The organism is Yaniella halotolerans DSM 15476, from assembly GCF_000420805.1.
Taxonomy (GTDB): Bacteria; Actinomycetota; Actinomycetes; order Actinomycetales; family Micrococcaceae; genus Yaniella; species Yaniella halotolerans.
Map to the genome: position 1 here is coordinate 721,698 of NZ_ATVQ01000001.1, position 24,677 is coordinate 746,374.

Consider the following 24,677-nt stretch of genomic DNA (forward strand, 5'->3'; position numbering starts at 1 on the left):
TTCGTCGTGATATTTTCGCCGGGCTGCACGATTTGGTACCTACTGTGCACAACAACAGCACACTTTACTGGCGAAGAGTTGATGCGGGACCCCGACCGGTTCTCTGGAGTTGCCGTTGCATGGGGTTAAACGTCAGGTTCGTCGTCCTCATCAAACGAGGCATCGATCTGTTGGTCCGCCCAGTCGGCTTCATTCACCAACGTTTCACGGGTATCAAGCGGGGTAGGACGGGACTCGTCATCCGTCTGTTCGTCGATAAGGTCCTCTTCGGGTACTTCGAGGTTTGGTTTCTTGGATTCGGCAACCATGTCTACTCCTTTCGCTCGGGTCCACGACTCTAGTCGTGATTGCTGCTCAGAAGCTAGAGTTGCCGAGGTGAGCACGAGGAAGCAAAACGCACTTCCAACCAGAAAGACCATCATGACCAACCGTGAAATCTTCTACACCTCCGATATCTACGATGACTTCGAAGACGAGGTGGCCTCCCTGGACCTGCAGCTGCAAAGTTTAGGGCAGCATCGCCAATTCCACGGCCGCATTCGCACCGTGAAGTGCCTGCACGATAATGGGCTGGTCAAGGCCATCGCCGAGGAGCCGGGCAACGGGCAGGTGCTCGTGGTTGACGGCGGCGGTAGCCTGCACACCGCACTGATGGGTGGCAACGTGGCCAAGGCTTTTGCCGAGAACGGTTGGGCCGGGGTCATTATCCACGGAGCCGTCCGCGATCGTCATGAGATTGAAGAACTCCCGCTGGGCGTCAAAGCGCTAGGTTCTAATCCGCGTAAATCCGCCAAGCAGAAGATTGGGATCCGCGATGTCTCGGTGACCCTGCACAACGTCGAATTTGTGCCCGGAGCCATGGTCTACGCCGATGAAGACGGCGTCATCGTTGACGCACGGGACATTCAAGCCGTCTAAGTCCCGCTGGCAATACCTTTTCCTGCGGCTGCCGTGCGGACCGCGTCAATCACCAGGTCCAGAGCAGACCGTGGGCCTGCCGCACGGCGCCGGGCAATGGAAACGGTGCGCATGACCGGCTGATCCAACGACACAATACTGACGCCTTCGGGAACCGAGTCCAGGGCGAGGTCGGAAACCAGCGAGACGCCCAGCCCACCGGCGACCATAGCCAACGCCGTCGGCTGTTCTTCAACCGTGTGCATGATCTGCGGATCGAAACCCTGTTCTCGGCAGGCGAGCAAAACCGCTTTGCCCAAATGCGAGCGCGAACCCGCCAGAATCCAGGGCTGTTCGCTCAGGTCCAACAACGCCACGGTCGGCCCCGGAATACTGCCCGCAGGCACCGCAGCATACAGCCGTTCCACCGCGATCTCCTCGCGGATCAGCGCCGGGTCCCAGGCCAGTGGATAATTCATGTAGTCGATGACGAACGAGAAATCTAAGGAACCGTCCATCACGGCTTCAGCCGTCGATTCGGGAGCCAACTCTACGGTGCGCACCTGAAGGCCGGGATACTCCTTGGCCAGCGCTCCCAAAGCCGGGGTGACCAGTCCCGATGCCACGGAAGCCCACACGCCAGCGGTCAGTCGCGCTGACACCCCGTCCTGTGCCTGTTCGAGCGCCATCGAAGCACGATCTACCGCCGACAGAATGTCCTCCGCGTGTTCTGCAAGGAGTAAGCCCAGCTCAGTCAGCCGGATACGACGTCCGATGCGTTCAACAAGTACCGCGCCGACATCGCGTTCCAACTGGGCCAACTGTTGAGATATGCCGGAGGGACTATAGTGCAGGGCCGCTGCCACTGCGGTCACAGTACCCCTCCGGTGCAGCTCACGCAGCATCCGCAAACGACGCAATGACAGGTCCATGGCCCCATTCTACTGGGCGTGCATTTCAACCATTCAGAAACCGTGAAAGTCATCGTGCAGAAACTGCAACTAGACGCTTGCGCGCACCGTGATTCACACTGGGGCTACAGGCTGCTTGACAGCTCAACAGGCCGGTTATTCGGCCAACGCTGGAGGTGAGAACCTTGACAACAATTCCACATTCTTCCAGGCAAGACGCATCCCAATTGACGCCTGGAATGCGTCACCCCGATACGCCCGCGATGATCGACGGGCCACCGGTACACGAGCAACCGTGGGTGGATCCCGTGACGGGCACTCGCGGTTTTCTGGTCATCCACAGTCTGGTCGGCGGACTCGCCACCGGGGGCACGCGCATGCGGCCTGGCTGCACGCTGGCCGAGGTGACGGATTTGGCTCGTCGTATGACCCTGAAGACTGCAGCCTTTGGCTTACCCGTGGGCGGTGCGAAAGCCGGTCTGGATCTGGATCCGCATCACCCCCAGGCCCTTCAGATCTTGCAGCGCTTCTACATAGCCATGCTGCCGTGGCTTGACCAACACTGGGTGACGGCCGAGGATATGGGCATCAGCCAGAGTGATCTCGACGACGTGCTGCAGCCCCTTGGACTCAGCACGTCCTACCACGCGGCCATTCAACGCTCACCCAATCCCGACCAGACCCTGCAGCGGGTTCTCGACGGGATGGCAACCCAGGCTCCGGGCGGGCTGCCATTGCGCGATGTGATCGGCGGATACGGCGTCGCCCAAGCGTGCATCGGGACAGCACGGGCGTTGGACTGGAACCTGTCCGATACCACCGTCGCGATCCAGGGTATTGGCACCATGGGCGGCGGCGCCGGGTGGTTCTTGCACGACGCCGGGGCAGAAGTGGTTGCCATCGCTGATGCGGCCGGGACGCTGTATGATCCGCACGGGCTCGATGTTCCAGCACTGTTGGCGCTGCGGGACTCCTACGGCGAAATTGACCGTGCAGGGGTGCCGGACCACGTGCAACGGCTCCCCCGTGAAGCAGTACTGTCGCTGCCGACAGATATTCTCATCCCCGCAGCGCTGTCCTACGCTGTGATGGCTGACGCGGTGCCGCAGGTTCAGGCCCGAGCCGTCGTGGAAGCGGCGAATTCTGCCACCACACCCGAAGCCGAAGAGCTACTGGCAGTGCGTGGCGTGCCGGTGATCCCCGACTTCGTCGCCAATGCCGGAGCGGCCGCCTGGACCTGGTGGCTGTTGCGGGGGCTGGTGGGAACCGATCCGGAGGATTCATTCCAAATGCTCAGCGACCAAATGCAGGCAAAGGTCGCATTCATGCTCGCTGAGTGGAGCGAATCGGCCGTACTGCCGCGCCGGAGTGCACTGAGCTTTGCCGACACGAACCATCGCGCACTGGCCAACACCCACATGCTGGTCCCCTAGTCGACGAAGATGCATTGACATCACCGTGCTTCGATCCTAGGTTGTCTTCAAGCCCTGTCAGCCGGATGCTGCTGGGCCACAGGTTGGGCACCTGTACACCACGCCCCGGGAGCCGCTATGAACCCCACTAACATGACCGCCGCACAGTTAGTCGAGGCCTATACCCGCCGAGAGCTGTCGCCCGTCGACGTGACAACAGCGGTACTCGACCGCATCGAAGCGATCGACGAGTCGCTTGGCGCGTACTGCTTCTTGGATCGCGAGACCTCACTTGAGCAAGCCCGTGCTTCCGAATCCCGGTGGCACACCGGCCAGCCACAGGGACTGCTCGACGGTGTTCCGGTTTCAATCAAAGACATTTTTCTCACCGACGGATGGCCAACACTGCGTGGTTCACGAGCAGTGGATCCCGACCAGCCCTGGACCGAGGATTCCCCGGTTGCCGCACGGTTGCGCGCCGACGGGATGGTCTTTGCCGGCAAAACCACCACCCCAGAATTAGCTTGGAAGGCGGTCACCGATAGCCCGCTGACCGGTGTAACCCGAAACCCCATCGATCCACGCCTGACCGCAGGTGGTTCATCCGGCGGTGCGTCGGCAGCTGTAGCGGCCGGGATGGGCCCGTGCGCCGTTGGTACCGACGGTGGTGGGAGCATTCGCATTCCGGCCGCGTTCTGCGGCATCGTCGGGTTTAAACCAACCCACGGCCGCGTTCCGATGTTCCCGGCCAGTCCATTTGGACCGTTGGCCCACGCCGGTCCAATGACCCGAACGGTTGAAGATGCTGCACTGCTGATGGATATCCTTGGCGTGCCGGACTACCGGGATCCCACATCCCAGGCCCCCGCACGCACCAGCTTCCGCAGCGCACTGGACCGCGATGTCACTGGTATGCGCCTCGCCTACTCTCGCGATCTCGGCTTCGCGTCCGTGGATCCGGAGATCGCTCAGGTCATTGAAGATGCCATCGCACGGATCAGGGACGCCAGGCTCAGCGTCACGGTCGAAGATCCCGGGCTCTGGGATCCACTCGAGGCCTTCGAGATCCTGTGGTCCAGTGGGGCTGCAACACTCTTGGAGAAAATGCCTGGCGCCCGCGACACCGTTGATCCCGGACTGGCACGGGTATGGGACAAGGGCATGCAGCACACCGCCGTCGAATATCTGCAGGCACGCGATGTTGCAGCCCAGGTTGGGATCACCATGGGCGCCTTCCACGAACGTTACGATCTCCTGCTGACACCCGCCGTGGGTATTGCTGCCTTTGAAGCCGGCCATGATGTGCCACCCGGAAGTGATCTGGAGCGCTGGCCGCAATGGTCGACATTCAGCTATCCCTTCAACCTCAGCCAACAGCCTGCCATCAGCATCCCAGTCGGGACAACGACCGAGGGGTTACCGGTCGGATTGCAGATTATAGGACCGCGTCACGCCGACGATCGTGTACTAGCGGCTGCCCATTTCGTGGAGCGTTTGCTGGATTAGACGGTGACCGATGGGGCAGAATGGAGCTATGTATATGTCGGCAGAGCTGCTTGCGATTATCTTTTCCGCCGCCGGTTTGCTGGTCACGCTCGGCGGTGGGCTTTTTGCTGGTTTCGCATGGATGATACGACGCACAGACGCTCAATTGACTGAGGTCAAGATATCACTCGCACGCCTGGAAGGTCCGCGTGAGTTGCTCATCCTGCCCCGTGGATCAGTCAACCATTAGTTTGGGGAGGTTGTACTGCGTATCGCATCAGTACACCGCCGGTGTCGGTCGGTCGTGTTTCGAGCAACGTCAACGGCCGCGGCACTGGGGCAGGTTTGAACAAGGGCTCTCCTTCTCCCAGCAGCACCGGTGCAACGCCGATGAGGAGCTCATCCACGAGATCTGCTTGCAGCAACGTATCCGCCAGTCGTGCACTACCAAACACATAGATCGGGCGGTCGTCGGCTGCCTTACGACGTGTCAGCTCGCCCACAATATCGTCTGTGACTTGGGTATTGTTCCAGTGAGCCGTCGTGAGCGTTTCGGAAGCCACCAACTTGGGTGCGGCATTCATATACTCGGCGATCTCGCCCTCGTCCGTGGTAGTTGTCCAGTGTTCCGCCATGCCTTCGTAGGTGACTCGACCGAACACGAGTAATCCGAGTTCACGGCCGAATTGCATGCTGAGATCCTGCAGGTCTTGACCCCAGATGTATTCATGGAGCCGCAGGTCCCACGGTTCTACACCCTGAAAGTAGCCATCAACAGAGACAATGTTCCAGACAATTAACTTCGCCATGCTCGCACTCCTCTAAGGTTCAGCACTGCGTGAGCCGAATTTTAGTGCACCCCGTCACTGTGCACCACCCATTGCACGAATTCCAGTCTCCGTCAAGGCCGAGAAGTGCCATTTTCCAGAAGATTCTCACGTCTTCATAAGTCCGTAGCCGTCACAAAGTCGCAGTACTTCACATTTGAAGCAATAGTGGATATAGCTTGTTACAAGATCAGCGTTCCTGGCCCTGATTCACACCGAGAATAGATTGAAGATGCAAACACCACAGCAGCCGCATAAACAACCAGCCTCCATTAGCACAACCATGTTCATCGTTACTCTCATTGCCTTGGCCGCGATGAGTATTGCGATAGTAACCCTCCCGTTAACGATTCCCGGTTTCATATATGTAGTAAACCTACGTAAGCACCATGCAGCGGACCGTGAGCGTCTTCAAGCAGTCACGTGGCAATATCACCAGGCCAACAACCGTATTGGGCAACTACAAGCGGACCTTCATGAGTCGAAAATCAATTTCGATCACGTGGCGAAAGAACATGACGATCTGCGCAATAGATTCATACAAATCGACGACATGAACCTATTACAACGTCACGAAGAAGCCCAACGACTCGATGGCGAAATTGCAGAACGAGAGACAGCAATCAATGAGCTATCAGAGCAGAAAGAAGCCGATTTAGCTGCTTTTGAGGCTCGCAAACAGGCTGTTGTCGACGACATCGCGTCGGAGCGCCAGAAACGTGATGAACTCAAGGAAAACGTCGTGGATCTTGAAGAAATGGTAAATCTCAATGATTACGGGCTTTACAATTTCGAGAACCCCGCAGCTGATTCCGTCCACTATGGCGACGAACTGAAACGGGTAAAAACAAGAATCAAAGGGATGGTCAAGGACAAGACTGCGACGAGCGCATCTACCACTTGGACTGTTGACAACTCAGTGGCGAAAGGACGAAAAATGGTGAACGATATGAGCAGACTCCTCCTTCGCGCCTTCAACGCTGAAGCAGAAAACTCAGTTAAGACCGTTCGCGCAGGTCATTTATCGACAGCGATTAAACGTCTACATAAATCCTCTGAAGCTGTCGCCCGCATGGGCAAAATGATGGATCTGAGAATCCATCCAAACTACGTCTGGCTACGCGAAGAAGAGCTTCGCATTACCCACGCACATCTCGAAGCCAAAAGGGCCGCAAAGGAATTGGAACGGGAAGAAAGAGCACGAGAGCGAGAGGAACGTCGAGCCCAGAAAGAACTAGCCGCGGCAAAGGCCAAACAAGTCAAAGAAGTCGAACACTATCGAACTCTGCTGAAAACTCTCCAAGATTCAGACGATGCACAAGCCATCGCCAATGCCTCAGCAGACCTTGAGGCAGCTGAAGATAAGTTGTCAGATGTTGAATCAACGATGGCGAATACACGGGCGGGCTATGTCTATGTGATTTCTAACCGGGGTGCCTTTGGCCCAGATATTATCAAGATCGGTATGACACGAAGGCTCAACCCAGCCGAACGTGTTCGCGAACTCGGTGACGCGTCGGTGCCCTTTTACTTTGACAGTCACACTACAATCTTCGCAAAAGATGCGGTCGGTCTTGAACGCGCTTTACACCGCCATTTCGCTTCGGCTCGCGTGAATCTCATCAATCTCCGACGAGAATATTTCTACGCCACACCGTCAGAGGTTAAAGACGCATTAGTCCAACTCCACGGGGACTATGACGCACAGCTTCTCGAATTTCACGAACCCGCCGATGCCCCAGAATATGTGGCATCAGAAGATCTTCGGAGCAAAGGGACGATCCCCCAGCCTGCGAACCTAACCTAGTTATCCTCGTTCCGGTCCTAGCAACTCCCCTACGAAGCCAACTAGCCTAGAGGCACTAGGTCTGAACCCGCAGCCGCGGAAGTACGATAAGGAGTGAGACTTATCATGGCACAAAACGTTGCACAAAAACTCATAAACTCCCATTTGGTGAGCGGGACCGCTGAACCAGGCCACGAGATCGGCCTGTCGATCGACCAGACACTCACCCAGGATGCCACCGGCACCATGGTGATGCTGGAATTGGAAGCGCTTGGTTTAGATCGGGTCAAGACTGACCTCTCGGTCCAATACGTTGACCACAACCTCCTGCAAACCGACGAGAAGAACCCCGAAGACCACCACTTTCTCCAATCTGCTGCCCAACGCTACGGGCTCTGGTTTTCCAAACCGGGGAACGGTGTATCGCACCCGGTACACCAGGCTCGCTTCGGGCGACCCGGAACCACGATGATCGGCTCGGACTCGCACACGTGTGCTGCCGGTGCGATCGGCATGTTGGCGATCGGAGTCGGGGGCCTGGAAATCGCGATGGCTATGGCCGGTGATCCGCTGTACGTGCAGATGCCCGAAATTTGGGGCGTGGAACTAACCGGCGAACTGCCCGATTGGGTTTCGGCCAAAGATGTCATTCTGGAGATGCTGCGCCGTCACGGAGTCAAAGGCGGCGCCGGACGCATCATTGAATACCACGGTGAAGGTCTTAAACACCTGACGGCGATGGATCGACACGTGATCGCCAATATGGGCGCCGAACTCGGTGCGACCACCAGTGTGTTCCCGGCCGATGATGCGGTACAAGCGTTCTTCACCGCGGTTGGTCGCCCAGATGATTTCACGGAACTGTTGGCAGATGAGGGCGCAACCTATGACGTGGAAGAACACATCGACCTCTCCACACTTGAACCATTGATCGCCATGCCGTCGTCACCAGGAAATGTTGTTCCAGTGCGCGAAGCAGCCGGCGAAGAAGTCTTCCAGGTGGTCGTCGGATCTTCGGCAAACCCTGGACTACGCGATTTCGCCGTCGTCGCAGAGATCCTCAAAGGTCAGCAGTCACACGAGCAAGTATCGCTGGATATCAACCCGTCGTCGCGTGAGATTCTGATGGATCTGACCAAAGGCGGGTGGACATTCGAGCTGATCGGTTCCGGCGCACGCATTCACCAATCCGGTTGCATGGGTTGTATCGGTATGGGCCAGGCACCAGCGGTAGGGCGTAATAGTTTGCGCACCATGCCGCGCAACTTCCCGGGCCGCTCAGGTACCGACGAAGATGCGGTGTGGTTGTGCTCACCCGAAACTGCAGCGGCCGCCGCACTCACCGGCAAGATCACTGATCCTCGAGATCTGGAGATGGACTATCCGAAGGTTCAACTACCAGAAACGTATACCGTGAACACGGATATGTTGCTACCGCCACTGCCGAAAGACGAAGCCCAAGAAGTGGAACTCGTCAAGGGGACGAACATCAAATCGCTACCCGAATTCGACAGTCTCCCCGATGACATCGATCTGCCCGTGCTATTACGAGTCGGCGATGATATTTCGACCGACGAGATTATGCCGGCCGGTTCTCGTGTGCTGCCGTATCGCAGTAATATCCCCAAGATCGCCGAGTTCACCTACATCCAAGTCGATGACACCTATGCGACCCGAGCCGGAGACTTCCCGGGCGGGCATGCGATCGTCGGCGGCGAGAACTACGGTCAGGGCTCATCGCGCGAACACGCGGTCATTGCCCCGCGGCACCTGGGCTTGCGCATCGTGATTGCCAAATCCTTTGCCCGAATTCACTGGCAGAACCTCGCGAACTTCGGCGTGCTTCCATTGGAATTCACGAACCCCGAAGACTACGGCCGCATCGGACGCGATGATGTGCTGGAGTTTTCCGGACTGTGGGAGGCGCTCGAGCAAGGCAATACCGTCACCGCGCAGCTGGATAACGAGCCATTGGAACTGCGTCACCGGCTATCTGACCGTCAGGTTGAAATGGTCTTGGCCGGCGGGCGCATTCCACAGCGCGCCGCGCAGGGCACCGGTTCCTCGAAAGACACCCCGGAACCCCGCGAAGAAATGAAACCCACTCAACCAGAAGGTTAATTACCGTGGGCTTTTCGACGCAGCGCTTCGGCGAGAGGGATGATTGGTGACGAAAAATCAGCAGCAAGTCATCGCTGCCGAATCCGTCGCGCAACGCCTCGATCGCCCGATGGGTGTTCTGGGCATCATATTCCTGCTGGTCGTCCTTGCACAGCTCCTTGTCACAGACCCGACCGGCCAAGCTGTTCTCGCAGTCGTCGGTTGGGTCTTCTGGGGCATCTTCGTCGCAGAATTCCTGTTGCGCGCCTATATTGCACGTTTCCAGGCCCACTTTTGGCGCAAAAACTGGTGGCAAGTGATTTTCCTGCTGGTACCGTTTTTGCGATTCTTCCGCGCCCTCCAGGCCCTGCGAGTGTGGCGCGTCGCCCGATTTGGGACCGTACTCTCAGCGGGAGTGCGCGGCTCACGGTCCGCCGGGAAATTACTCTCGAGCCGGATCGCTTGGCTGTTGGCTGTGACCGCGATTGTCATTCTGGCCGCGAGTCAACTGCTATATCTCTTCGCAGAGTACCCCAGCTATTTTGATGCCCTCTACGAGGCGGCCTTGGCAACCATCACCGGGGCCGGATTCAGCGCAGACACGGTCTTCGCGCGCAGTCTGCATGTCGTCCTCGCGGTTTTCTCGGTGGTGGTTTTCGCTACCCTCGCCGGCTCAATCGGTGCTTTCTTCCTGCGTCGTGACCCGGTCGAAGACGGAACATCCCCAGACGACCACACCGCGCCCCTCCCCTAGCTCACTGATACACGACCAGAAAACACATACCCCTGGCGGGTATATTCGTTGAGGGCAATTCTTGTTTGACAGATACCCCCTAGGGGTATAAAACTGGGAGTAGTCGAACCCATGAGAACTAGGTGGCAACTATGACCGCAATGCAAGAACATCCCGGCCCGCACGGCTACTCCGCGACCAAAGAGGACTACGTGAAACGTCTCGCCCGCATCGAGGGTCAGGTGCGCGGCATCAAACGCATGGTCGAAGAAGACACCTACTGCATCGACCTGCTCACCCAGATTTCGGCGGTCAATAAAGCCATGCACTCCTTGAGTCTTGGCCTAGTGACCGACCACATGAATCACTGCGTCCTTGAGGCGGTTGCCTCTGGTGACGAAGACGTGATCACGGAAAAAGTTGAAGAAGTGTCGACCACCATCGGCCGACTCCTCCGCTAAGAAGGAATGATACGCATGGCACAAACCACCCTAAAACTCGAAGGTCTCACATGCCAGGGCTGCGTCGGCTCGGTCACCACCGAACTCGAATCGCTACCCGGTGTCACCAACGTCGATATTGACCTGGTCAACGGTGGCGTCTCCACGGCTACCGTGACCTCCAATCCCACCCCTTCAGCACAGCAATTCTCCAACACCGTGGCCGAAGCCGGCTACACCGTCGTCGAATAATCCCCGCAACTTTTCAAAGGACTGTCATGTCATCAGAAACGACCGATACCCGCGATGTGGAACTGGACATCTCCGGGATGTCTTGTGCTTCCTGCGTGGGCCGAGTAGAACGCCAACTCGAAAAACTCGATGGCGTAGAAGCTTCGGTCAACCTGCCATTGAACCAGGCGTATCTGAAAGTACCGGCCGGACTCGAAGATCAAATCCTGATCGATGCCGTATCGAAGGCCGGCTACGACGCTACCCTGCACGGTGATGCGCCAGACGAGTCGGATACCACTGACGCCGATGATGAGGTTGAAGAGCCCAAGGTCGACGACGCTCCTGGCGTGGCCGAGCTCAAGCCGCGGTTGATTTGGTCGGCCATCCTGACCATCCCGTTGTTCTTTATTTCGATGTTCACGGTTTTCCAGTTCCCCCACTGGGGCTGGGTAGCCATGGCATTGTCCTTGCCGATTACGTTTTGGGGCGGATGGCCATTCCATCGCGGGGCCGTCAAAGCAGCCCGTCACGGCGCTTCGACCATGGATACGCTGGTGTCGATCGGTGTGACGGCTGCCTGGGTGTATTCGACCGTGGAATTGGTGCTGGACCCAACCATGACGTTGGCTGCCGGCAGCCACGACCACACGCTGTACTACGAAACCGCAGGTGTGGTGACCACCTTCTTACTGCTGGGGCGTTACCTTGAAGCCCGCGCGAAGAACCGTGCCGGCGAAGCTCTACGCTCACTCTTGAACCTGGCCGCAGATAAAGCGGCGGTACTGCGCGATGGTCAAGAAGTCACCATAAACGCTTCGCAGCTGGTGGTGGGTGACGAATTTGTGGTGCGTCCCGGTGAAAAGATCGCGGCCGATGGTTTCGTTGTCTCCGGGCACTCGGCCATTGATACCTCGCTGATTACCGGGGAATCCGTGCCGATGGAGGTTTCAAAGCACGACACCGTCACCGGTGCGACCATCAACACTTCTGGCCGACTCGTTGTGCGGACCACCCGCACCGGCTCAGACACCACGTTGGCCCAGATGGGCCAACTGGTCTCCCGTGCTCAAGCCGAAAAGGCCCCGATTGCACGCCTGGCCGACCGCATCTCAGCGGTCTTTGTGCCAATTGTGTTGGTCATCGCGCTGATCACGCTAGCGACCTGGCTACTCCTCGGGGATCCCGCCATGGCGTTCCGTGCAGCCGTCACCGTGTTGATTATTGCGTGCCCATGTGCACTAGGGTTGGCGACTCCGATCGGCCTGTTGGCCGGAACCGGGCGCGCCTCCCAGCTGGGTATTTTGATCAGTGGCCCACAGGTACTGGAAGATTCCCGCGGCGTTGACACCGTGGTCCTCGACAAAACCGGCACCGTGACCGAAGGCCAGATGGCCGTCTCCGATGTCACTGCATTCGACAACCGATCAGCACACGACGTACTCATCGCAGCCGCAGCCGTAGAACTGGGATCCGAACACCCCATCGCGACCGCAATCGTGGAGGCTGGCTCAGAACTGACCGAACTTCCCGAAGTCACCGAATTCATGTCCACCGCGGGTGGTGGCGTCATCGGCACCGTCGATATGGACGGAGCCCAGCAGCGCGTTGCCGCCGGTCGGTCAACATTTATTGTCGAGCACACCGGTGCGCTCACCCCAGAAAACGAGCAGGCGCTCGCCGATGCTGAGGCTGCCGGAGCGACCGCCGTCTGGGTAGCTATTGAGGGTCAACTGGCCGGTATCGTCGCACTGCAAGATCAGATCAAGGACACTTCCGCGCAGGCTATTGCCGACCTGAAAGACATGGGCATTACCCCCATGTTGCTCACGGGCGATAACGAGTCGGTGGCCCGCCAGGTTGCTGCCGAGGTCGGTATTAATCCGGATGATGTCTTCGCCGGTGTTCGACCAGAAGACAAGGTCGAGAAGGTCAAAGAACTGCAAGCCGCCAGCAAGACCGTGGCGATGGCCGGTGACGGTGTTAATGATGCCCCGGCTCTGGCGCAAGCTGATCTTGGAATTGCGATGGCTTCAGGCACCGATGTTGCGCGTGAAGCCGCCGATATTACGGTGATGGGTTCATCGCTGACCCAGGTGTCGCAGTCCCTGCAGCTGTCACGCAAAACCCTGGGGATTATTCGGACGAACCTGTTCTGGGCATTTGCCTACAACACGGCAGGTATTCCGATTGCAGCGTTTGGACTGCTCAACCCGATGTTCGCTGGTGCCGCGATGGCTGCCTCATCGGTACTGGTTGTACTCAATTCCCTGCGGCTGACCCGCTTCGGGCGCTAAGTACGCCGACTGCGCTGGCTGGTCAGCAGTAAAGTTTTGACCCCGTTCGGCGGTGGTGAGACGGTCCACGAAACGGGCCGCCACCATCGCAGTTCTGTTTTCCTGGTCCAAATGTGGATTCAGCTCGGCAATATCGGCGTGTACCAGCTTGCCTGAAGCCGCCACATGATCGATCACCGCAGAAACCAACGGCAGTGGCACACCATAAGACGCCGGAGCACTTACGCCCGGAGCCGTTGCCGCGGGCAGTACGTCGAGATCAATGGTCAGGTACACAACATCGACCTGTTCCAACAACTGCGCCACCGCACCGCCGGCCTCGCAGGGGTACGTGACCCAACGGTCATCAGTGACCCAACCGATACCCGTGTCACGGGCCCGGTTGAATACATCAGGCGTATTCGAGGCTTCAGCAACCCCCAGCGTTAACACGACCGGTTGCTGGCCTGCGTGCTGTTCCGCCGCCATGATCTGGGCGAAGCCGGTGCCCGAGGTGGCCTGTTCGTCTGGCCGGTTGTCGAAGTGCGCATCCAAGTTGATGATGCCAAGCTTCGCATTCGGAAACGCCGCCCGAACACCCTGGTAGGAGGCCCAGGTGATTTCGTGGCCGCCACCGAGTCCCACGGTCAATTTCTGCTGTTGCAGCAGCTGGCTTAGAGCCTGCCCGTAGCGTTGTTGCGCACTTTCCAAGTCGCCGTCTGACACCACGGCGTCGCCACCATCAAACAGCGCGATCTCGTGGTGCACGGCCATTGATCCCAGTGCCCCGCGAATTGCGGCCGGCCCCTCGGCTGCACCGGCACGGCCCTGATTCCGGATGACCCCTTCGTCGGAGACAAAACCCAACAGCGCGAAACCCTGTTCGGTGTTGTCGACGGGTTTGACTCGGCAGTGCCAGCGGGCGTGTTCTGGTCCAGGACCATCGGTGCGGCCGGACCAGGTGGGGAAAGCAAATTCTGTCATAGGTTCTAGCCTAGAGTGCCTGGTTCATCTGACGAAACTGTATCGGAGGCGCTGCGGCGTCCGGGACCAAGGGTGAAGTACCAGGTGTAGAAACCGGCCCACCCTCCCAAGAAGAGCGCTGCTTTGCCTTTGCTGCCCACACCCATGCGGTCTGCTAGTTTTCCGAGTCCGGCAACGCCTCCTGTTACTGCGAGAAACCGGACCATCCGTGCCGGCACTGACAATGCCATAAACCGGCCAAAGGATTCATTACCGTGGGCTAGGGTGCGGGCATAAATCTTATACGGGACCCCGCGGGTGGGACCAAGCACCAGTGCCGACCAACCCTGCTCATCCAGCTGCCGCTCCACGTCGGCCACCATCGCTGCCGAGATGCCCGGAATTGAGGTCAGAACCTGTTCGGTGTCTTCCGGTGACATCTGCTGGGCTGTTTTATACGTGGTCGCTCCCCCGACCAGGGCACCTGCCAGCGCTGAGACCGTAGTCGCCATGCCCCGTCGCGGGTTATGGAGGGCGCGCCAACTGGTCCAGACATCCGGCACAATAAAAAACACCGTGGCTTCGGCTGTTCCCCACGCAGCAGCGACTGTGTGATCTATGCGTTTTGGCAACATGTGGCACCATCTCCCGGATCATGGTGGTCGAGAATGTCTAGGTTTCAGCCTAGCGCAGCGCCTACACTAGATCACGACTTCAAGTGGCACCACCAATGAGGAACTATGTCAGAAACCAATAGCCCCCAGGGCACCGACCGACGGGCTATCCCGCAGCGTTCAACCGGCTGGGCCGCCAAGCTTGCTGATGCCATGTACGCCGCCAAACTCACACCCAATAAGGTCTCGGTTGGCTCAGTGATATTTGCTGCGCTGGGTGCAGCCGCGCTCATCGCCTCAGCTTTGGTCACCTCAGACGGCGTGCGGGCCGCCTGGTTGGTGGTCACGGTCGTGTGCATTCCGTTGCGACTGCTGCTGAATATGCTCGACGGCATGCTCGCGGTCGAAAAAGGTCTGCATACCCCCACCGGGGACCTCTTCAACGAGGTACCCGATCGCATCGCCGATCTGGTGCTCGTTGCTGCTGCCGGTTATGCCACCGCCGGTATCTGGGTAGCTGGCGCGGTCGACTGGGGTGTTGTGCTGGGTTGGTCGGCCGCTGCGGCCGCGATCCTCACTGCGTATGTGCGAACGCTGGGTGCCGCCAACGGGGTCGGCAATTTCTTTGCCGGACCCATGGCCAAACCCGCCCGGATGTGGGTACTAGTGCTGGCCAGTCTTGCCTCGCTGTTCGAGCCACTCTTCGATGCTCGCGGCCTGTTCCTGGCGATCGCCGTGGCACTCATTTTGATCGGCTCGATCATCACCGTGATCATGCGGTTGAACCGTATCTCACAGGCCCTGCACGCACAGAAGGGTGAGACACCATGAACGTGAAGCAACTGCTCAAACGCGGACTATCGGGTTTGATCACCACGGCATCTGGTGCCCGCGTTCGTGCCGAAGGTACCGACGGCGAAGCGCCCGACTTCCCGCCCCAGGCAATCTATTTTGCAAACCACTCATCCCACCTGGATTTTGTGACCCTGTGGGCCATCATGCCTGCCGAACTACAACCGAAAGTTCGGCCCATCGCCGCGGCCGACTATTGGGGTTCCGGCCTCAAGCAGTCGGTGGCAGAGGGGATCTTCAACGCTCATCTGGTCCACCGTTATAAAGATCGAGCCCATACCCCGGCAGATGCTCGTCCCACGCGGCAGACGGATTCGGGCAGCTCGCCGAAAACCAGTCAGCTCACCGGCATGACCGATATTCTGGACGCCGGCGATTCGCTCATCATTTTCCCCGAAGGCACCCGTGGCCCCGGTGATCAAGTGGCAACCTTCCAGGCCGGCCTGTATCGACTAGCCCAACATGCACCCGAGGTGCCCGTGGTCCCGGTGACCCTAAAGAACCTGAGCCGGATACTACCCAAGGGAGAAACCATCCCGGTCCCCCGCCTCTCGCAGGTCATCGTGCACCAGCCACTGTTTGTTGACGACGATGAGTCGCAAGAGCATTTCCTGTCCCGGGCACGCGGTGTGCTCGCTGATGAGCTGGCAACTGATGCGCAAGGAGAGACCGCATGATCGGCCTCATTGATTCCACGATGCTCAAGCTGTTCATCGGCATCGGTGGCATCCTGGTCCTGGCGACCATCGTCGCCGCAATTCTTTGGTTCGCGAAACGTGGCCAAGACAACTCCACACTCAAAAATCTCAACCAACGCATCGCCGCTTGGTGGGTCATGGCCCTTGGCCTGGCCGTCACCCTGTTGATCGGCGAAACTGCAGTCATCGTCCTGTTCCTCGGGTTATCCTTCTTAGCGCTGCGTGAGTTCCTCACCATCGCGCCAACGCACCGTTCAGACCACAAAACCCTGGTGTGGTTGGTGTATATCATCCCGGTGATCAACTATTGGTTCCTGTGGGAACACTGGTACGGCGCGTTTGCTGTCTTGATCCCCGTGTATGCGTTCTTATTCTTGCCGATCCGCAATGCGTTAGCCGGCGATACGGAGAACTTCCTGCAGCGTGCCGCGATGATCCAGTGGGCACTGATGGTCTGCGTGTATGCGATCAGTTATATTCCGGCCATCATGCAGTTACCCGTCATGATACATAACGGTCGCGAAGCTGCTGAAGGTTCTGCGCTGAGTAGTGGTGGTGCCGAAGGCGCCCTGCTCATGCTCTTCCTGGTGGTTGTTGTCCAACTGTCAGATGTTTTCCAGTATGTGTGGGGCAAAACCCTGGGCAAACATCCCGTGGCACCTTCGGTGTCGCCAAATAAAACCTGGGAGGGTTTGATCGGCGGGGTGCTGACGGCAACAGCCATCGGCGCCGGACTGTGGTGGATTACGCCGTTCACCTGGTGGCAGGCCGCCCTGCTCGCCTTGGTGTCGTGCCTGATGGGTTTCTTCGGCGGACTGGTGATGTCGTCGATCAAACGCGACCGCGGCGTCAAAGACTTTGGGGCAACCATTGCCGGGCACGGCGGCATCATGGATCGGCTGGACTCGTTGAGTTTCTCCGCGCCGGTGTTCTTCCACCTGGTGCGGTTCTTCTTCACGACCTAGATCGTCAGTTGATTTCAGCGTCGCAGAGTTTGGTGAGCTCAGCTTGTGCTTCCAGGCCGTCCTGCATGTCACCGGATTGCAGTATTTCCATCTGGTCGTCCTGTGTCATATCCGGTTCAATAAACTGCTCGTACAGGGCATAGGTTGGCGGGATCTCGTCCGCCGAGGCGAGGAACTCTTCGTCCTGCGCATCGGCAACGATCTCTTCAAAATCCAACCGTGCTTCTTGTACCAGCTCTTGCGCTGCTGCTTTATCGTCTTCACTGGCTTCTGGTCGTGTTGCCGTGGACATGGCACGATCGATCTCAGCGACATATTCTTGGTCGAAGGCATGGAAGTCTTCACAGCTGTCAGCCAGGGAACTGCCACAACCGGTCAGACCAAATATAGCCGAGGTTCCAAAACCGAGCAGGGCGAGGTTTTTCTGCAGACGCATAGCGGTAGGTTAGAAGCCCAGTTCGGTGTTACACAGCTGGACAAGTTGTTCTTCTGCTGCCACACCTTCTTGCATGGCGGGGTCAGACGACAACGCGTCTTTCTCAGACATCGAAGCACCCGGTTCGGTCATCTGTTCAAAAATTTTGAGCGACTCGAGTGTCTTCTCTGCGTTGTCTATGAACTCTTGGTTTTCGGCTTCAGCGATAATACCTTCGAACTCGCTGCGGAAGTCTTCCATCTGCCCGTGGGCTTCAGCCATTTCTTCTTCAGAAGCCTCGGGATCAGCCGCAAGGGTCATGATGTTTTCAACGTCTGCGACTAATCCGCGATCAAAGGCCGCGTAATCTTGGCAGGTGGCCAGCAGCGAGTCATCACCGCTGGTATCGGACTCCTCGGTTCCGAAACCTTCGGTTGCTGCCTCGGTTTCCGGGGCTTCAGTTTCAGGCTGCGGATCCGCCGACATCGGCGACGAAGACTCCTCGACTGCTTCAAAACTCGGGTTAGCTTCCGAAGCATTGTCTCCACCACAACCGGCCAAAGCAAAGAGACCAACAACTGCCAGGGTGGTCACGGACCACGGCTTTGTTAAACGCATATGTTTTTCCTTCGAGATGCAGTGATGAGTTTTATGAGTGGTTTACTTTGGCAGCAGCAGCTTCATCCAGGTAGAACGTGCAGTCGTCATGCAGCTGCAACGAGGACCCGGGGCGTTCTTCCGCCGGTGGGATCTCAAGCGAATCATGGATCGCATCGACTTTTGCTTCGCCGAATGCCATCAACACAATTTTGCGAGCTTTCAAGATCGTGCCAATGCCCTGGGTAACGGCCAACGGTGGAACTTCATCGACGCCGCCTTCAAAGAATCGCGAGTTGTCTTCGCGCGTCAACTCGGTAAGTTCACCAACGTGAGTGGGGGCGTTAAACGGTGTGCCTGGTTCGTTGAACCCGATGTGACCGTTGCGTCCGATACCCAGCAACTGGAGATCAATGCCGCCAGCTGCGGCGATTTTCTGGTCGTATTCCTCAACCGGGCCGACCGTGGAATCGTCCGGCGCTTCAGGGACATGAACTTGTGCCGGATCAACTCCCAGCGGCACGGTGACGCAACGATGAATGACCGAGTGATATGACTCAGGGTGTTCCCAGGGCAAACCGATGTACTCATCCAGTGCGAAGAACCGGAGTTGGGACACATCAGTGCGGTGTTCAGAGATCTTTTCCGCCAGTCGCTCGTAGGCACCTTCAGGTGTAGAGCCGGTCGCGACGCCAATCACGGCGTCAGGTTTTTCAACGATCAAGTCGTACAGCATTTGTGCGACTTCTTCGGAAGCGTGTGCTTTATCGGGCAAAATTTTTACGTTTACCATGAGTGTCCCCATTCGGTTGTTTCAAGAGTCAAGTGTACTGGCGATCACCCGCAATCCCCCATAATTCGGTATCTTGCGTGCCGAAGTTGATTTTTAGTCCAGCCCTCGGACCACCAGTGCGTCAGCGACATCATCGGCATGCTTTAACGACAAGACCAAGACGGGAACCACCCACGACCATGCGGCAAGCCGCACGCCGCGGGCTCGTTGGGCGTCTCTTACTTGGCGAATGAATCCGACAATTTGTCCGATGGACGACAACATCAACGCAACGGCCAGGGCAATTTTATAGGGGTTAGCCCCCAGGGGTTTCAGGGGTTTCGCAAGCTGTTCGACCGTGTTGATGAGGTGTTGGATCTTGGTGGCGCGGGTGAATAATTGCGCTGCCAAAATGATCGTGGTCAGTCGAGCGATCACCGTGGCGGCTTGGACTGGTTCGTTGAAGATCAGCTGTGTGATCATCAGGAACACGATGAGCCACGACAGGCGAAACAGATCGGTGCCGAGTACACGCCATGGCAGCCGCGCCAGGACATATCCCAGCAGCGGTGCGAGGATGATCAGGAGCGCCCAATACGAATCGGGTAGCCAGATCAAAGCCGTTGAGCCCACGCCCAACACCACCAGTTTGAGCCATGTCGGCATGCGGTGCAGGAACGACCCGGTTGGATAGTAGAGGGACAGCATTAGCCGATGTGCTCCAGATAGTGCTGGATTGCATCCGGTCCCCGGTGGGCGATTTTCGCGTCGTGCACCCAGATGATGTCATCGCAGCGGGCCGCGAGGTCGAGGTCATGGGTGATCAGTACAAGTTGTCGTTCGGCTGAGGCAAATAACTGATTGGAGACGAGTTTGGCATACCGGGCGTCAAGCATCGTGGTTGGCTCATCGGCGATGAGAACATCGGGGTTCGTGGCCACCACGGCTGCGAGCGCCAGACGTTGGAGTTGGCCGGAAGATAAAGACAGTGCTGGCCGGTCAGCCAGTTCGGTGAGGTCGTGTTCTTCCAGCACCTGTTCAAGTGCGGCGTCACGCTGGTCTTTGGGCAGGTGTCGCAGGGAGAGTCCGATGTCTTCTGCCACGGTGGGCATAATGACCTGGGCTGCGGCATTAGCGATGATCATGCCGACTCGGCCTGCAAGTTTCTTGCCTCCGGTGGCGATTTCGATCTCGTGGATGGTGGCGGAGCCGGTGTAGTCGATCAGTCCCGCTAGGACCTTAGCGAGCGTGGACTTTCCGGACCCGTTTTCACCGATGATCGCGGTCGTCGGAGCCCTCAGGGTGGCAGAGATGTCGTCGAGCAGTACGGCATCGGGTTTGACGGTTACGGTCACGTTTTCCAGTGTGATCATAGTTTCCTCACCAGTACCGCGGTTCCCATGCCTCCGGCGACCGCTGCCGCGGTGACACCGAGCGTGCCGGCTGGCATATTGGACAGTTGCTCGAGGGTGGTCAAGAAGGCGATGGCTCCGGAGGCTGCCCACGGATGGCCGTGTGCCAGGGCCCCACCGTGCCGGTTCACGGATGCGGGGTTCAGGTCGAGATGCTGACAGGTCGCCAGCACTTGGGCGGCATAAGCTTCCACGATGTCGAGGACCTCGATATCTGCAACCGTGAGAGCGCGTGCGGCAAGGAGTGCCGCGATGGCGGGAGCGGCCCCGAAGCCTGGGAGTTGTGGGTCGGCACCGACCAGTCGGTAGTCGAGAACTTCTACGCCTTCGTGTGGGGTGTCGCGTTCCGGAGCGAGTTGCACCGCCGCAGCCGCGTCCGCAATGCGAGCAGCCGAAAGACCAGTGACTGATGCGGCCGGATGTGACGTGATGGTGCCCAGTCGGTTCACCAGTTTCTGCGCGTCACGCGGGCCGTCGTCACGGTACTCACCTACAAGATACTGGGAAGGGTGTTCGAGCGCTCGTTGGTGGCTCTGTACGGCATAGGCTTCTTGTTGTTCGCGGGTGATCCCATAAGTTGCCGCCAACTGGTCTGCGGCTTCGGTCATATCGGGATCTGGAAAGCCGGCCGGGGTAAATGCAGCCTGGGTTCGCTCGCCGTCGGGCCAGGCGGTTGAAGGCGATTCGGTACCGCCGGCCACCACGGTTTGGCCGGTCATGCGCGCATGTGCGGCGGCTTGTCCGATGGCTACCAAGGAGGAGCCGCATTGGGCGTCCAGGGTCACCGCTCCGGCTGTTTGCCAGCCGGCCGCTAAGTTCGCGATGCGGGCGATATTTCCTCCCGGGCCAACGGTATTACCGAGCATCACCAGGTCGGGCCGGGTTGGCATGGCTGCTAAGACGGTGGCAGCAAGCTGATCATCAGACAGTTCTTCCTGGGCACGGTGCCAGCCGGTGATCGCGGTGCGGGCACCGCCGGTTACGACGATTCGTCTCATGCTTCCTCCGGGAGTACTCGCCGAATCTTACCGGACGCGGTCCGTGCCAGGTGTTCGACGGCATGCCATTGCACCGGCCGGGCCGCTTTTGGCAACCGTGACCGCACCCAATCACGTAACTGCCCGACATCGGCAGGTCCTTCGACCCAGGCGACGACCCGTTGGCCAAGCACAGTATCGGGTTGCCCCATGACCAGACTGCCGGTGACATCGGGATGGCTGTGTAATACGGCCTCTACCTCGGCTGGAACAACCGTTGCTCCCGCGGTAAGAATTGCGCCGTCTCCCCGCCCCAAGAATTCCAGGACCCCGTGGTCTTCTGTCACCCGGTCTCCAACGGTCGCCCATTCGATGCCGTCAATAACGTCGCGGCGTAGCGTCCCACCGAGCACGTCCAGCGCGATCTGTGGACTCGAGACCCAAAGCTGGCCATCTGCAATGCGCGTGGCCACACCCTCGAATGGCTGTAGTCCGTCACCGCGGTCCCAGGCGACAAAACTCAGTTCTGCCGCACCGGCATAGGTGACGACGCGCAGACCAACGGCTTCTGCTCGGTGCAGGAGTTCTGGTGGCAGGTGATCCCCACCAACCAGAACAGTATCAAGTGTCGAAGAGTGGCCAGCTTCGAGCATCGTCAGCAAGCGTTCCAACCAGGCCGGGGTCACATGAGCCGCGGTGGCACGGGCGAGGCCCGCTTCGGTAGGCGTGGGAATGACGAGTTCGAATCCGGAATCCTGCGCCCACGCCGCGGAGAATAGCGCCATCGATGACACCTGATGGACCGGCATCCAGAGGCCCTCACCTGCGCGTAAGCCCAGTTCGACGTTTAGAGGTTGAAAGGCTACCTGCCAACTGGCAGCCGTTCGCACGACGATCTTCGGGGCGCCCGTGGTGCCCGAGGTCAGGGCCGCCCACGCCGTAGCCTCGGGAAGTCTGCAGTTCTGCAGGTCATCAGCGATCGGTGCTCGCCAGTCGACAATCAACGGCACAGCGCCGGCATTGTGAACGGCCAGTGCCGCAGTCAGCGCCTCGGCCGCATCGGGGTGATCAATGATTTTGAGCTGCACGGGGTCTCGTTGTACCGACAGAGGTGTCGAAGGCTTTTGGATAGGCGCGATAGAGTCCCATGGTCACCAGCGTGGCGACGACGACCTTAAGGATGTCGCCGGGCAAAAACACCAGGGAGGTCAGGATGGTTTCACCGATGGTCAGCTGGGTAAACCAGGCTTGTATCGGTATCCCGAAAAGGTAGACCACGAAAATTCCGCCGACCACGGAGCCCAGCGCTACGCGCCACCACACCGGACGCTTGCCAACAATCAACCCGATGATGAGGGGCGCAACGAGCCATGCCACAAGATAACCTGCCGTGGGGGTGACGAACACGCCGAGTCCCCCGCGACCACCGGCCAATAAGGGCAAGCCTAAGGCAACGCCGAGAATGAGCAGTGCCATGGCTGCCGAACCACGCCACGGGCCAAGAACGGCTCCGGCGAGCATGACGCCGAGGGTTTGCAACGTAATCGGCACGACGCCGGCCACGGTGAAAGAGCCTAACAGGCCCAAGCCTGCGGTCAACGCCGCAAATACTGCGATGTGCGCTAAATCTCTGGCCGTCATCGGGCCGCCTTTCGAGTCCAGGTGAACACTGTTCAGTGAACAGTGTTCAGGATAGCCCAGCGGCCGCTGAACGCCAAGCGCTAAGATGAGTGGCGATGTCTACCATGAGCCGTGATGAACTCAGCCGCGTGGGGTTACAGTTGTTGAACACCCACGGCCTGGCCGATGTGTCGATGCGTCGCGTCGCCAAAGAGCTCGATGTCGCGGTTTCTGCACTGTACTGGCACGTCAAAGATAAGCAATCGCTGCTGGGGGCCGTGGTTGACCGTCTGTTGGCATCGGTAGATTTCGGCCCACCAAGCGGTGCTTGGCGGACCGACCTCACGGCCCGGGCCGAACAGCTCTACGAAACACTGCTCACTACCCGAGATGCCGCAGAACTGGCCGCTTCCGCACTCGCGCTGGGTACTGGCGGCGAGGCGATGCGCCGAGCGCTTGCCGAAGTCTCCCCGAATGACACCACCACCGATGCCGTCATGGCGTTGCTGATTGGTCACGCCACCCTGCATCAACAGCGCCTGCAGGCACAGGCGATCGGGGTGGATGTTTCGGGGACGACCTCTGCCACGTTTCGTCAGGTGCTCGACCTCCTGACGAAGCGTGTCTGAACAATCTTGTTAGTATTCGACAACGACTCGTCCGTCGATTTTTCCGCCTCGCATCTCTTCGAATACTTCGTTAAGATCTTCGAGTGGACGACGGTGGTAGGTGGGCTCAACCTTGCCGGCCGCGTGGAATTCCAATGCCTCGATCATGTCTTGTCTCGTCCCAACGATCGAGCCTCGCACCGTTAGGCCGTTGAGTACGACATCAAACACGGAAACATCGAATTTTCCTGGTGGTAGACCGTTGAAGACGATGGTCCCGCCCCGACGTGACATGCCGATTGCTTGCCCAAAAGCTTGCTCATGCACAGCCGTCACCAATACTGCGTGAGCTCCGCCAACCTGTTCTTGAACTGCTGTCGCCGGGTCCGCATCGGCGGCGTTGATGATAATTTCGGCACCATGTTTCTTTGCTAGTTCCAGCTTGTCATCGGCAATATCGACGGCGATCACGCGCAGCCCCATCGCCACCCCATATTGCACCGCCAGGTGCCCGAGGCCACCGATACCGGAGATCACGACCCAGTCGCCCGGCTTCGCTTCCGATACTTTGAGCCCTTTATATACCGTCACTCCCGCGCACAGGATCGGCCCCACTTCATATATGTCGGACCCTTCCGGGATTTTTGGAGCATAGCGAGTATCAATCAGCATGTACTCACCAAAGGAGCCATCTACCGAATATCCGCTGTTGGTCTGGTCATGGCATAAGGTTTCCCAACCCCGCCGGCAGTACTCACAATTGCCGCAAGCACTCCAGAGCCAGGCATTGCCTGCGATATCGCCGATTTCAAAGTTCACGGCGTCTTCTCCGAGCTCTACGACTTCGCCCACACCTTCGTGTCCGGGAATGAACGGCGGCGACGGCTTGACCGGCCAATCGCCCTCCAAGGCGTGTAAATCGGTGTGGCAGACACCGGTGGCGATGAGTTTTACCAACGCCTGGTGCTTACCTGGCTTTGGTTTATCGGTGTTTTCGATGTCGATGGTTTTGCCAAATTGCTTAACGATTCCAGCTCTCATAACCATGGGATCGACCCTCCTTATGTCGTCATGAATTGCAAGCTT

General features: G+C 58.6%; 28 protein-coding genes. 14 read left to right on the forward strand and 14 right to left on the reverse strand.

All coding sequences use genetic code 11. The features are described 5' to 3' along the window. Positions 1 to 125 precede the first annotated feature (125 nt). A complete protein-coding gene (locus tag G583_RS0103445; RefSeq protein ID WP_022869803.1) occupies positions 126 to 308 on the reverse strand; it encodes a hypothetical protein in 183 nt (60 codons plus the stop codon). Between the two features lie 112 nt (positions 309 to 420). Between G583_RS0103445 and rraA the strand changes: the two genes are divergently transcribed. Further along, positions 421 to 918 carry a ribonuclease E activity regulator RraA gene (rraA, locus tag G583_RS0103450; RefSeq protein ID WP_022869804.1) on the forward strand — a complete coding sequence of 166 codons (498 nt, stop codon included), beginning with the start codon at positions 421 to 423 and terminating at the stop codon, positions 916 to 918. Here the strand turns inward: rraA and G583_RS0103455 are convergent. Next, complete coding sequence (locus G583_RS0103455; RefSeq protein WP_022869805.1) at positions 915 to 1,829, reverse strand: LysR family transcriptional regulator; 915 nt, start codon at positions 1,827 to 1,829, stop codon at positions 915 to 917. The two genes, rraA and G583_RS0103455, sit on opposite strands and share 4 nt — an antisense overlap. Positions 1,830 to 1,993: 164 nt before the next feature. Between G583_RS0103455 and G583_RS14045 the strand changes: the two genes are divergently transcribed. The 3 genes from G583_RS14045 to G583_RS0103470 all read left to right on the forward strand — a co-directional run bounded on the left by G583_RS14045 (position 1,994) and on the right by G583_RS0103470 (position 4,955). Next, positions 1,994 to 3,241, forward strand: coding sequence for a Glu/Leu/Phe/Val dehydrogenase dimerization domain-containing protein (locus G583_RS14045; protein WP_245540566.1), 1,248 nt, complete (start codon positions 1,994 to 1,996; stop codon positions 3,239 to 3,241). A gap of 117 nt (positions 3,242 to 3,358) precedes the next feature. After that, a complete protein-coding gene (locus G583_RS0103465; RefSeq protein ID WP_022869807.1) occupies positions 3,359 to 4,726 on the forward strand; it encodes an amidase in 1,368 nt (455 codons plus the stop codon). Positions 4,727 to 4,736: 10 nt separating this feature from the next. Continuing rightward, the gene (locus tag G583_RS0103470; protein ID WP_245540567.1) at positions 4,737 to 4,955 is read left to right on the forward strand and encodes a hypothetical protein; all 219 of its coding nucleotides are present in this window, start codon (positions 4,737 to 4,739) and stop codon (positions 4,953 to 4,955) included. Here the strand turns inward: G583_RS0103470 and G583_RS0103475 are convergent. After that, on the reverse strand, positions 4,945 to 5,514 hold the full coding sequence (locus tag G583_RS0103475) for a dihydrofolate reductase family protein (RefSeq protein ID WP_022869809.1): 570 nt from the start codon (positions 5,512 to 5,514) through the stop codon (positions 4,945 to 4,947). The genes G583_RS0103470 and G583_RS0103475 overlap by 11 nt on opposite strands. A 250-nt stretch (positions 5,515 to 5,764) precedes the next feature. On the opposite strand from G583_RS0103475, the gene G583_RS14050 reads away from it, so the two are divergent. The 6 genes from G583_RS14050 to G583_RS0103505 all read left to right on the forward strand — a co-directional run bounded on the left by G583_RS14050 (position 5,765) and on the right by G583_RS0103505 (position 13,119). Then, entirely contained in the window at positions 5,765 to 7,339 is a 1,575-nt protein-coding gene (locus G583_RS14050) for a DUF4041 domain-containing protein (protein WP_022869810.1), read from the forward strand. Positions 7,340 to 7,444: 105 nt separating this feature from the next. Further along, a complete protein-coding gene (locus tag G583_RS0103485; protein WP_022869811.1) occupies positions 7,445 to 9,439 on the forward strand; it encodes an aconitate hydratase in 1,995 nt (664 codons plus the stop codon). A gap of 46 nt (positions 9,440 to 9,485) precedes the next feature. Beyond that, a complete protein-coding gene (locus G583_RS14055; protein WP_022869812.1) occupies positions 9,486 to 10,172 on the forward strand; it encodes an ion transporter in 687 nt (228 codons plus the stop codon). Between the two features lie 131 nt (positions 10,173 to 10,303). After that, positions 10,304 to 10,612: a metal-sensitive transcriptional regulator gene (locus G583_RS0103495; RefSeq protein WP_022869813.1), complete on the forward strand. Its 309-nt coding sequence runs from the start codon at positions 10,304 to 10,306 to the stop codon at positions 10,610 to 10,612. Positions 10,613 to 10,627: 15 nt separating this feature from the next. Further along, entirely contained in the window at positions 10,628 to 10,843 is a 216-nt protein-coding gene (locus G583_RS0103500; RefSeq protein ID WP_022869814.1) for a heavy-metal-associated domain-containing protein, read from the forward strand. 26 nt (positions 10,844 to 10,869) lie between these two features. Beyond that, complete coding sequence (locus G583_RS0103505) at positions 10,870 to 13,119, forward strand: heavy metal translocating P-type ATPase (RefSeq protein WP_022869815.1); 2,250 nt, start codon at positions 10,870 to 10,872, stop codon at positions 13,117 to 13,119. Here G583_RS0103505 and hutG read toward each other — a convergent pair. Together hutG and G583_RS14065 are read right to left on the reverse strand one after the other, a co-directional pair. Further along, positions 13,066 to 14,082 (reverse strand): formimidoylglutamase, encoded by a 1,017-nt coding sequence (gene hutG, locus G583_RS14060; protein WP_022869816.1) that lies wholly within the window; start codon positions 14,080 to 14,082, stop codon positions 13,066 to 13,068. The two genes, G583_RS0103505 and hutG, sit on opposite strands and share 54 nt — an antisense overlap. Before the next feature lie 5 nt (positions 14,083 to 14,087). Continuing rightward, positions 14,088 to 14,696: a hypothetical protein gene (locus tag G583_RS14065; protein WP_022869817.1), complete on the reverse strand. Its 609-nt coding sequence runs from the start codon at positions 14,694 to 14,696 to the stop codon at positions 14,088 to 14,090. Between the two features lie 105 nt (positions 14,697 to 14,801). On the opposite strand from G583_RS14065, the gene G583_RS0103520 reads away from it, so the two are divergent. The 3 genes from G583_RS0103520 to G583_RS0103530 are packed head-to-tail and all read left to right on the forward strand — an operon-like array spanning position 14,802 to position 17,190. Then, the gene (locus G583_RS0103520; RefSeq protein ID WP_022869818.1) at positions 14,802 to 15,506 is read left to right on the forward strand and encodes a CDP-alcohol phosphatidyltransferase family protein; all 705 of its coding nucleotides are present in this window, start codon (positions 14,802 to 14,804) and stop codon (positions 15,504 to 15,506) included. After that, positions 15,503 to 16,204 carry a lysophospholipid acyltransferase family protein gene (locus G583_RS14070; RefSeq protein WP_022869819.1) on the forward strand — a complete coding sequence of 234 codons (702 nt, stop codon included), beginning with the start codon at positions 15,503 to 15,505 and terminating at the stop codon, positions 16,202 to 16,204. Before G583_RS0103520 ends, G583_RS14070 begins: the two co-directional genes overlap by 4 nt. Then, positions 16,201 to 17,190, forward strand: a complete 990-nt coding sequence (locus G583_RS0103530) for a phosphatidate cytidylyltransferase (RefSeq protein WP_022869820.1) — start codon at positions 16,201 to 16,203, stop codon at positions 17,188 to 17,190. The genes G583_RS14070 and G583_RS0103530 overlap by 4 nt, the downstream gene beginning before the upstream one ends. 4 nt (positions 17,191 to 17,194) lie before the next feature. Here G583_RS0103530 and G583_RS0103535 read toward each other — a convergent pair whose 3' ends face one another. The 8 genes from G583_RS0103535 to G583_RS0103570 form a co-directional block, all read right to left on the reverse strand. Beyond that, complete coding sequence (locus G583_RS0103535) at positions 17,195 to 17,626, reverse strand: hypothetical protein (RefSeq protein ID WP_022869821.1); 432 nt, start codon at positions 17,624 to 17,626, stop codon at positions 17,195 to 17,197. Positions 17,627 to 17,635: 9 nt separating this feature from the next. Beyond that, positions 17,636 to 18,223, reverse strand: coding sequence for a hypothetical protein (locus G583_RS0103540; RefSeq protein ID WP_029629231.1), 588 nt, complete (start codon positions 18,221 to 18,223; stop codon positions 17,636 to 17,638). 31 nt (positions 18,224 to 18,254) lie between these two features. Continuing rightward, complete coding sequence (locus G583_RS14075) at positions 18,255 to 18,995, reverse strand: glucosamine-6-phosphate deaminase (protein ID WP_040894965.1); 741 nt, start codon at positions 18,993 to 18,995, stop codon at positions 18,255 to 18,257. Positions 18,996 to 19,088: 93 nt separating this feature from the next. Next, positions 19,089 to 19,682, reverse strand: coding sequence for an energy-coupling factor transporter transmembrane component T family protein (locus G583_RS0103550; RefSeq protein WP_022869823.1), 594 nt, complete (start codon positions 19,680 to 19,682; stop codon positions 19,089 to 19,091). Then, entirely contained in the window at positions 19,682 to 20,347 is a 666-nt protein-coding gene (locus G583_RS0103555) for an energy-coupling factor ABC transporter ATP-binding protein (protein WP_022869824.1), read from the reverse strand. Before G583_RS0103555 ends, G583_RS0103550 begins: the two co-directional genes overlap by 1 nt. Further along, positions 20,344 to 21,384, reverse strand: a complete 1,041-nt coding sequence (locus G583_RS14080; protein ID WP_022869825.1) for a thiolase family protein — start codon at positions 21,382 to 21,384, stop codon at positions 20,344 to 20,346. The genes G583_RS0103555 and G583_RS14080 overlap by 4 nt, the downstream gene beginning before the upstream one ends. Next, a complete protein-coding gene (locus tag G583_RS14085; RefSeq protein WP_022869826.1) occupies positions 21,381 to 22,451 on the reverse strand; it encodes an AMP-binding enzyme in 1,071 nt (356 codons plus the stop codon). Before G583_RS14085 ends, G583_RS14080 begins: the two co-directional genes overlap by 4 nt. Then, positions 22,432 to 23,004, reverse strand: coding sequence for a biotin transporter BioY (locus G583_RS0103570; protein WP_022869827.1), 573 nt, complete (start codon positions 23,002 to 23,004; stop codon positions 22,432 to 22,434). The genes G583_RS14085 and G583_RS0103570 overlap by 20 nt, the downstream gene beginning before the upstream one ends. Before the next feature lie 95 nt (positions 23,005 to 23,099). Between G583_RS0103570 and G583_RS14090 the strand changes: the two genes are divergently transcribed. Continuing rightward, on the forward strand, positions 23,100 to 23,612 hold the full coding sequence (locus G583_RS14090; protein WP_022869828.1) for a TetR/AcrR family transcriptional regulator: 513 nt from the start codon (positions 23,100 to 23,102) through the stop codon (positions 23,610 to 23,612). 9 nt (positions 23,613 to 23,621) lie between these two features. Here G583_RS14090 and adhP read toward each other — a convergent pair whose 3' ends face one another. Further along, positions 23,622 to 24,632: an alcohol dehydrogenase AdhP gene (gene adhP / locus G583_RS0103580; protein ID WP_029629233.1), complete on the reverse strand. Its 1,011-nt coding sequence runs from the start codon at positions 24,630 to 24,632 to the stop codon at positions 23,622 to 23,624. Between the last annotated feature and the right edge of the window lie 45 nt (positions 24,633 to 24,677).

What these genes read in the sequence shown, in the direction of transcription:
- G583_RS0103535 (WP_022869821.1), bottom strand. Translation starts at nt 17,626, where the DNA reads ATGCGTCTGCAGAAAAACCTCGCCCTGCTCGGTTTTGGAACCTCGGCT.
- G583_RS14050 (WP_022869810.1), top strand. Translation starts at nt 5,765, where the DNA reads ATGCAAACACCACAGCAGCCGCATAAACAACCAGCCTCCATTAGCACA.
- G583_RS14065 (WP_022869817.1), bottom strand. Translation starts at nt 14,696, where the DNA reads ATGTTGCCAAAACGCATAGATCACACAGTCGCTGCTGCGTGGGGAACA.
- G583_RS0103495 (WP_022869813.1), top strand. Translation starts at nt 10,304, where the DNA reads ATGACCGCAATGCAAGAACATCCCGGCCCGCACGGCTACTCCGCGACC.
- hutG (WP_022869816.1), bottom strand. Translation starts at nt 14,082, where the DNA reads ATGACAGAATTTGCTTTCCCCACCTGGTCCGGCCGCACCGATGGTCCT.
- G583_RS0103540 (WP_029629231.1), bottom strand. Translation starts at nt 18,223, where the DNA reads ATGCGTTTAACAAAGCCGTGGTCCGTGACCACCCTGGCAGTTGTTGGT.
- G583_RS14070 (WP_022869819.1), top strand. Translation starts at nt 15,503, where the DNA reads ATGAACGTGAAGCAACTGCTCAAACGCGGACTATCGGGTTTGATCACC.
- G583_RS0103475 (WP_022869809.1), bottom strand. Translation starts at nt 5,514, where the DNA reads ATGGCGAAGTTAATTGTCTGGAACATTGTCTCTGTTGATGGCTACTTT.
- G583_RS0103550 (WP_022869823.1), bottom strand. Translation starts at nt 19,682, where the DNA reads ATGCTGTCCCTCTACTATCCAACCGGGTCGTTCCTGCACCGCATGCCG.
- G583_RS14075 (WP_040894965.1), bottom strand. Translation starts at nt 18,995, where the DNA reads ATGGTAAACGTAAAAATTTTGCCCGATAAAGCACACGCTTCCGAAGAA.
- G583_RS0103555 (WP_022869824.1), bottom strand. Translation starts at nt 20,347, where the DNA reads ATGATCACACTGGAAAACGTGACCGTAACCGTCAAACCCGATGCCGTA.
- G583_RS0103520 (WP_022869818.1), top strand. Translation starts at nt 14,802, where the DNA reads ATGTCAGAAACCAATAGCCCCCAGGGCACCGACCGACGGGCTATCCCG.
- G583_RS14080 (WP_022869825.1), bottom strand. Translation starts at nt 21,384, where the DNA reads ATGAGACGAATCGTCGTAACCGGCGGTGCCCGCACCGCGATCACCGGC.
- G583_RS0103500 (WP_022869814.1), top strand. Translation starts at nt 10,628, where the DNA reads ATGGCACAAACCACCCTAAAACTCGAAGGTCTCACATGCCAGGGCTGC.
- G583_RS0103530 (WP_022869820.1), top strand. Translation starts at nt 16,201, where the DNA reads ATGATCGGCCTCATTGATTCCACGATGCTCAAGCTGTTCATCGGCATC.
- G583_RS0103445 (WP_022869803.1), bottom strand. Translation starts at nt 308, where the DNA reads ATGGTTGCCGAATCCAAGAAACCAAACCTCGAAGTACCCGAAGAGGAC.
- G583_RS0103465 (WP_022869807.1), top strand. Translation starts at nt 3,359, where the DNA reads ATGAACCCCACTAACATGACCGCCGCACAGTTAGTCGAGGCCTATACC.
- G583_RS0103470 (WP_245540567.1), top strand. Translation starts at nt 4,737, where the DNA reads ATGGGGCAGAATGGAGCTATGTATATGTCGGCAGAGCTGCTTGCGATT.
- rraA (WP_022869804.1), top strand. Translation starts at nt 421, where the DNA reads ATGACCAACCGTGAAATCTTCTACACCTCCGATATCTACGATGACTTC.
- adhP (WP_029629233.1), bottom strand. Translation starts at nt 24,632, where the DNA reads ATGAGAGCTGGAATCGTTAAGCAATTTGGCAAAACCATCGACATCGAA.
- G583_RS0103570 (WP_022869827.1), bottom strand. Translation starts at nt 23,004, where the DNA reads ATGACGGCCAGAGATTTAGCGCACATCGCAGTATTTGCGGCGTTGACC.
- G583_RS14090 (WP_022869828.1), top strand. Translation starts at nt 23,100, where the DNA reads ATGTCTACCATGAGCCGTGATGAACTCAGCCGCGTGGGGTTACAGTTG.
- G583_RS0103505 (WP_022869815.1), top strand. Translation starts at nt 10,870, where the DNA reads ATGTCATCAGAAACGACCGATACCCGCGATGTGGAACTGGACATCTCC.
- G583_RS0103485 (WP_022869811.1), top strand. Translation starts at nt 7,445, where the DNA reads ATGGCACAAAACGTTGCACAAAAACTCATAAACTCCCATTTGGTGAGC.
- G583_RS0103455 (WP_022869805.1), bottom strand. Translation starts at nt 1,829, where the DNA reads ATGGACCTGTCATTGCGTCGTTTGCGGATGCTGCGTGAGCTGCACCGG.